Annotated in this window: 6 protein-coding genes and 4 pseudogenes; 4 read left to right on the plus strand and 6 right to left on the minus strand. The window is 35.5% G+C overall.

Annotated elements, in window-relative coordinates:
• Window positions 1-236 precede the first annotated feature (236 nt).
• Entirely contained in the window at window positions 237-458 is a 222-nt protein-coding gene (locus FTU50_RS14825) for a helix-turn-helix transcriptional regulator (protein ID WP_004658364.1), read from the minus strand.
• 194 nt (window positions 459-652) lie between these two features.
• Here FTU50_RS14825 and FTU50_RS14830 point away from each other — a divergent pair, with 194 nt between their 5' ends.
• Complete coding sequence (locus FTU50_RS14830) at window positions 653-904, plus strand: hypothetical protein (RefSeq protein ID WP_004658363.1); 252 nt, start codon at window positions 653-655, stop codon at window positions 902-904.
• A gap of 252 nt (window positions 905-1,156) precedes the next feature.
• Here FTU50_RS14830 and FTU50_RS14835 read toward each other — a convergent pair.
• A pseudogene (locus FTU50_RS14835) lies at window positions 1,157-1,300 on the minus strand (antitoxin HicB); the annotation flags it as partial.
• On the opposite strand from FTU50_RS14835, the pseudogene FTU50_RS14840 reads away from it, so the two are divergent.
• A pseudogene (locus tag FTU50_RS14840) lies at window positions 1,300-1,524 on the plus strand (efflux RND transporter permease subunit); the annotation flags it as partial. The pseudogenes FTU50_RS14835 and FTU50_RS14840 sit on opposite strands and share 1 nt — an antisense overlap.
• Before the next feature lie 84 nt (window positions 1,525-1,608).
• On the opposite strand, the gene FTU50_RS14845 reads toward FTU50_RS14840, so the two are convergent.
• Both FTU50_RS14845 and FTU50_RS14850 read right to left on the minus strand, forming a co-directional pair.
• On the minus strand, window positions 1,609-2,496 hold the full coding sequence (locus tag FTU50_RS14845; protein WP_127800877.1) for a cation diffusion facilitator family transporter: 888 nt from the start codon (window positions 2,494-2,496) through the stop codon (window positions 1,609-1,611).
• Window positions 2,483-3,214: a transglutaminase family protein gene (locus tag FTU50_RS14850; protein ID WP_005245162.1), complete on the minus strand. Its 732-nt coding sequence runs from the start codon at window positions 3,212-3,214 to the stop codon at window positions 2,483-2,485. The genes FTU50_RS14845 and FTU50_RS14850 overlap by 14 nt, the downstream gene beginning before the upstream one ends.
• 79 nt (window positions 3,215-3,293) lie before the next feature.
• Here FTU50_RS14850 and FTU50_RS14855 point away from each other — a divergent pair, with 79 nt between their 5' ends.
• Window positions 3,294-3,707, plus strand: coding sequence for a Cd(II)/Pb(II)-responsive transcriptional regulator (locus FTU50_RS14855; protein WP_005245163.1), 414 nt, complete (start codon window positions 3,294-3,296; stop codon window positions 3,705-3,707).
• 41 nt (window positions 3,708-3,748) lie between these two features.
• On the opposite strand, the gene FTU50_RS14860 is transcribed toward FTU50_RS14855, so the two are convergent.
• Window positions 3,749-4,948 (minus strand): integrase arm-type DNA-binding domain-containing protein, encoded by a 1,200-nt coding sequence (locus FTU50_RS14860; RefSeq protein WP_005245164.1) that lies wholly within the window; start codon window positions 4,946-4,948, stop codon window positions 3,749-3,751.
• 185 nt (window positions 4,949-5,133) lie between these two features.
• Window positions 5,134-5,235 (minus strand): annotated as a pseudogene (locus FTU50_RS15675) (recombinase); the annotation flags it as partial.
• Between the two features lie 439 nt (window positions 5,236-5,674).
• Between FTU50_RS15675 and FTU50_RS15410 the strand changes: the two are divergent.
• Window positions 5,675-5,883: pseudogene (locus tag FTU50_RS15410) on the plus strand (hypothetical protein); the annotation flags it as partial.

Below are 5,883 nucleotides of genomic sequence, written 5' to 3' on the forward strand. Positions count from 1 at the left end.
AGACAAAATGACACCAAATGAGTTTTACTATGATCAGCTACCCCAACAAAACAAGGTGGCTTAACTAGAGCGGAATATCACTTATAAATACGCTTTTAGTTGTTCAAACAAGTGGAACCACCTCTGTTTGTAATGATATTTTATAAAATTCAATATTAGATCTGCAGAGAAAAACTTATCAAACTAAGTATTGGCTAGTCTTTTTCTTCGAAAAACTTATCAAACGAAGTATTAAGTTAATCTTTTTCTTCAACTTCTTCCTTAAACTCAAACAAATCATTCATCGTACAGTTAAAGTACTTACACAACTTATCGGCGACTGGTAATTCAATACGTACAGCACGGTCATAATACATACTTGTGAGCGTGTTGCGATTGATACCTGTTGCATGCACCACTTCACTTAATTTTAAAATTTTTCTATCGCCCATGAGGCTAGATAACTTACAAGTAATCATATTTAAATTAATTTACAAAAAATAACTTGCTGTGGGTTATTTGAAGTTGTTGACTGAGTAATACTTTGCTAAAATTAACCTACAGCAGGTTATTACAACTTATAGAAAGTATATTTTATCCATTTCAACTAAATTATAACTTTTTAAATATAAGGATTGAACCTGCATTAGATTATTTTGTGGAGATGACCGCCGTGTTACCAAATGAGTTATTGATCAGCCAGCAAGCTCGTGACTTAGGAAATCAATTAATTAAAGAAATGAACATCAATAGAAGTTATGGAATGGCTAATTTTCTTGGAGTAAATACTTGCTATGATAATCATCAGGCTGTACTTATTTGGACATTTCAACTGCTTGAAAGGGAACCTGCCTTAAATGAATTAGCAGAAATTAAAAAATATTTTCTTTTAATCTTTCCAGATAGTGTTTATCAATTAGCCTAAGTTGTTTTTAAAATTAATTTATTAAATAAAAAGCACTAAATCAAAGAAAGCTTTATTTAAAAATACCTATTAATTCAAAAACATACCATTTACTGAATATATGAAGCATAGGTTCCTGCTCTATCACTCACTCGTACTAAAATTACATCGCTCTTTTTACTGATACTAAACAATTTATGTCCACGCCACGTTCTGCGGCTTCGAGGGCTAGTTTTTGTTGAACCACTGAGAACAAGGACAACAAACTGCCTACTATATTTTCCCGGAGAGTGGTGTAGGAACTTTTTCATTATTGCTAATCATATCAGCGACAACATCAGCAACGAGCTCCTCTATTCCTGAGAATGCTTTAGACTGATCCGCATCAAGCCAAGACAATGATGGAAACTCAGCACATCATTCGTTTAAGACCTATTTTAATGACGGCACTGGTCGCAAGTTTAGGTTTTATTCCAATGGCGTTAAACACTGGAATTGGTGCAGAAGTACAACGACCACTAGCAACAGTTGTTATCGGCGGTATTGTATCTTCTACAATTTTAACTTTGTTTGTATTGCCTATTTTATATCAATGGGCGCATGGCTCTGAGAGTAGCAAACAGCAATCCGACGAAATTTAAAATCAAAAAAAGCAGCTTAATTACTAGGTTATGCCTAATTAAGCTGCTTTTAATATTGTATGCCCAACATTTTATTGATAAAGCTTACTGCGCTTCATCCCGACAATTTTCATTTAAAAACTCAAACTCTATCGTTGTATGCGATAAATGATAGGAAGATAATTTAGCTGCAACTTCTTGTTTAAGCCTAATTAATTCTTTAACGTCAAAGTTGTCACTCAGCTCAAGGTGCGCTGTTAAAACGTGACTTTCACCATCTAGTGACCAAAAGTGCATGTGGTGGATACCATTAACTTCAGGAAATTCCATTAGTGATAGTTTAATACGCTTTTGAGTCTCTTTATCGGGTGCAGCTTGAAGAAATAAAACGAGTGTTGATTTCAGGTTTTTGAAAACATTAAACAAGATGAACAGCGTGAACCCTATTGATAAAAGGGGATCTAATATCGGCAGTTCAGCGAACAACAGTACGATAGAGACTATAAGAACGGCAACCCATCCAAGTACATCTTCAAGAAGGTGCCATGTCAGCACTTTCTCATTTAATGTTTCACCCGCTTTTAATTTTAATACAGCATATCCGTTAACGGCAACGCCGAGTATCGCTAGCCCTAACATCCCCTCGACTACAGGCATTTCAGGATTGGACAGCTTTGGAATTGCTTCAAATAAAATCCAAATTGAGCCAATGATTAAAACAATACTGTTTATCAATGCGCCAAAGAGAGTAAGTCTACGATAACCATAACTAAACTTATCTGATGCTTCTTTATCTGAAAAACGACTTAAAATCCACGCAAAACCTATTGAAAGACTATCACCAAGATCGTGAACTGCATCTGCCATTATCGCCGTACTGTTAGTGAGCCAACCACCTATAAATTCGATAATAGTGAATGTCACATTAAGGAAAAATGCCCAACCAATACGGTCATCTTTACCATGTTGATGACTATGATTATGGTTGTGCATTTTGTACCTCTAGTACTTTTCTATTTCTTAGTTTTGATACATTCATATTAATCAAGTGACGTATCAAGCGTTGATATATCCAGCGTTTGAACCCCGACAAGTTAGTCCCTTTTTCGAGATAGAACTCATCAGGGGAATCATAAAGCCCAAAGTCATCATGAATACCTTCTTTTTGAATATAGGTATTTTCTCCACGCCAATCTGTATCTGGTGATGAAAAGCACTTTGTTGCAACACCATAACCACAAAAATCATCTTTTACTTGGTCAAATTTCTCCTGTAGAGAGCTTAAGTATTGCTCATCCAATATAAAGCCCTCTAAGTTTATCCAACGCCCTTCAAAGTAAACTTCTACCCAACTATGAATGATGTATTTAGGTGCTAACCAAAATACATAGCTTGGGATAGCACCTTTTTGTAGTTGCTGGTCTATGGTAAACCCATGAAATCGGCATTGAATGCCTAGTCCACGCAATAGTGCCATTAACAGATTACCCTTAGTATTACATTGTCCATAACCATCTGCTAGCACATCGCTTGCTGCAATATCATCGCTTTCATTATAACCAAAGAAAATCTCATCTTTTACAAACTGATAAGCGGCACCAATTTTGTTGAAGTTATCCAAGTTTTTCCACCTACGTTGATCGATCAAGGATTGGATATCTTTGTGTTCAAAATTAACGATATTCGTATTGTTTAAATATTTCTCAGTCATTTTTTATATATCCTTTTCGTTGCATACTTATACTATAGACTCTATAGTAACTATAGAGTCAAATGTCTGGGGGAAATTGATGAAAATAGGCGAATTGTCAAAAAAATCGGGCTGTTCAATACAAACGATTAGATATTATGAAAGAGAAGGATTACTGTTAAATCCAAATCGTTCAGAAGGTAATTTCAGGCTGTATGATAGCAAAGCACTTAAACAATTGGAATTCGTAAAGCATTGTCGCAGCCTAGATATATCACTCAATGATATTAAACGTCTTATCGAATTAAAAAATAAGCCAGAAGAAAGCTGCTCTAGCGTTAATGCATTAATTGATCAGCAACTTGCACTAGTGAATAAACGCATGAAAGAATTAAGGGCGCTTAAAGCTGAATTACAACAAATGGCTAGTGCTTGTGGTTCGAACAACCCAACATACTCATTATATTCTGCTGACCATGTAACACGGCAAGTATATTGTTTACTATCCATTTGAAACCCCATAATGTTTTAAGTCTATGTATAAAAGTACGATTTTCACTTAGCAGTACTTAAATAATCACCCCACCACTGCATCATTTCAGTCCGCTGGGCTAAATAGTCAGCGTGATTATAGCTGGCACGGGTACGGTTCTTATCAATATGTGAAAGTTGTGCCTCAATCCAGTTATCCTGGAACAAACCTGAGTCATTCAAAATGGTACTAAAAGTGGAACGTAGTCCATGAGAGGATAATTGATGTTTTCCATAGCCCATCTTACGTATAGCCATATTTAATGTATTAAAATGAATCGGTTGATTATGTTTCCGTGGGCTAGCAAAAATGTACTTTTCACCGTATGACCATTGCATGACGTCTTTTAAAATATCTAAAGCCTGATCTGAAAGTGGAACTAAGAAGTCGGGAATCTCATGGCCTAATATGACTTTTCGTCGAAACTGTTTAATATGCAAGGCAGGTATTTTCCAGACTTTTTCATTTAAATCAAAATGATGAGGCTCAGCCAATAACAATTCAGCCCCTCGCACGCCAGTATGTAATTTGAACAGCAGTGCTTTTTTAATAATCGGATGGGCATCCAATTTTTGTAATTTATACTTAAAATCAGATATATCCTCCGCTTTCAAATACGGATAATTTTTCTTGATTTTACTGTTAATGGCGATTTTATTTAAACCATGCGCGATGTTGAATTCACAATAACCCATCGCTACAGCGTAGTCATAAATTTGGTTCAAATAACTACAAGCTTTCTTGACAGGTTCTTTTACTTGGCGTCCCTCTATTTTTTTGATTACTGAAACCAGGTCATAACGCTTGATGTTTTGAAAAGGTAGATCCTGAAGGTCTGGATAAATATCTTGCTGTAAGCATCTTTCTGCTAACTGTAGTACACCACAGCGGGGTAGATCGTTGAAGGCATTTTTCAGTTTGAACTGTAACCACTCCTCCCCGACCTTACCAAAGGTGATGACATTAGAGGCAGTATCTTGTTCAAAACAGAAATCATTGTCTTTAAAGTCATCTCTGACTTGTCGTGCCTTTTTCAGCGATAAATCAGGATAACGACCTAACTGAATGCGTCGACGTTTTTTAGTTTGTGGATCTGTATAGCGATAGCACCAAGATTTTCTTCCACTCGGCTCAATCTTCAGGCTAAGCCCATCTTCATCGGATAAAAAACTGGTTTTTTCCTTACAATGAGCTTGGCGAACTTTAATTTCAGTAAGACTCATGGAATTTAAATGAAACCTAACAATGGGTTGATTGGATCAATTATATCAAAATAGAACGCTTTATGTATGATGCGTACACTACGCATCATATAGATTTGTAAAGTATTGTTTTATAAATTTATTATTCAATATACTTTAATTTTAGTAACCAGTAGGAGTACCACTTCTTTTTTAGTTCTCAAATATCACGTTTTTTTTGACGCAATGATTCTATCTCGGACTTCGTCAGCTGTTTTACGAGAGATGAGGATATACTTTACCTCCCACTCTGTGAGCCTTTCAACGTCTCACGGCTCTATTTAATGTTATTGAATAATCAATGGATACCAGTAAAGCCTTTTAGGTCTGCTATTGTTTCTAATACAATAGTCTCCACGATCAAGGATTGGACTCAATGCATATTCCAGCATAAACCTACCACCTATTCCTATTCGCACCCTACCACTCATTCCTATTCCAAATCGGCCACTTAGGGTTTATTCAGTAATAGAATTTAAAGGCTTTATTGCCCAAACCTATATTCTTAAAAGCTTATTCAGCAATATAATTCTTAGATAAATTGCATATTCTTATCGTAAAGGACACTGATTCTTCTTTCATTTGGACAGTTACTATGAATTCACTTCCGTCCTAATAATCTGCCCCAAAAGCTTTTTGGCTTCCGATTCGGATCGGCTTTGTTGCACAAATACCTAAGAATATGATTTTATTAAATTTATTCTTAGGTTGAAATTTTCACAAACCTTTAAAAATCAGTGCCTTGCAAAATGTTTATGCAACAAAGCCTATTTAAATCGGCAACTTGAACATATTGATAAGTTAATAAATAATCACATAGATCAAGATCCAACATTGAAACAGGATTTGAAATTACTGCAAACTATTCCTTCAATCGGTGAACGATCAGGCTTATTACTGTTGGGGTTATTTCATTC

It is taken from the genome of Acinetobacter sp. YH12112, from assembly GCF_013418945.1.
GTDB classification, from domain to species: Bacteria; Pseudomonadota; Gammaproteobacteria; order Pseudomonadales; family Moraxellaceae; genus Acinetobacter; species Acinetobacter indicus.